1 pseudogene is annotated in these 473 nt (G+C 68.7%); it reads right to left on the bottom strand.

The features are described 5' to 3' along the window. A pseudogene (locus AC0IXR_RS24995) lies at positions 1-240 on the bottom strand (helix-hairpin-helix domain-containing protein); the annotation flags it as partial. Between the last annotated feature and the right edge of the window lie 233 nt (positions 241-473).

Raw genomic sequence — 473 nt, 5'->3', positions numbered from 1 at the left:
TGGCAGGACGGAGGCTGGTGGGGCTTCCTGCGGGGCGGCGGGTGCCGGTTCCGCGCGAGGTTGCGGCGCAGTCGCGACGGTTCTCGGTGGGCTGGCCTTGGTCGGCTCGGTGCGCTGCACCGTCGGCGCGGGGGGCGGAGCGTCGGCACCCTGCGGCCAGAAGGCCTGGACCAGACCCGCCAGCGCCGCCGCCGCGACGAAGAGCACCACCACCCGTAGAAGAGTCGAACCGCTGAGCATCCAACCCGCCTCACGCGCACAATGCAAGCCAGATTCTAACATGGGACACAAAGCAAAGTCTTGCCGTCATGCCCGATGTCCTCAGGCGTGTGCACAATGAAGCGGATCGACTGAGCCCGCCGGTCGCCTTCAGGCTGTCGCGCCGACACCGCGTGGGATTCTTATCGTGCACCCTACGACGCATCGACGGGCGCGGTCGCTCCCGTCATGGTCCGCCGCGATGTCCACCGCCT

It is taken from the genome of Methylobacterium sp. AC832 (assembly GCF_979256025.1).
Note: the sequence above shows the minus strand (reverse complement) of the source record. Positions and strands in the feature narration are given on the sequence as shown.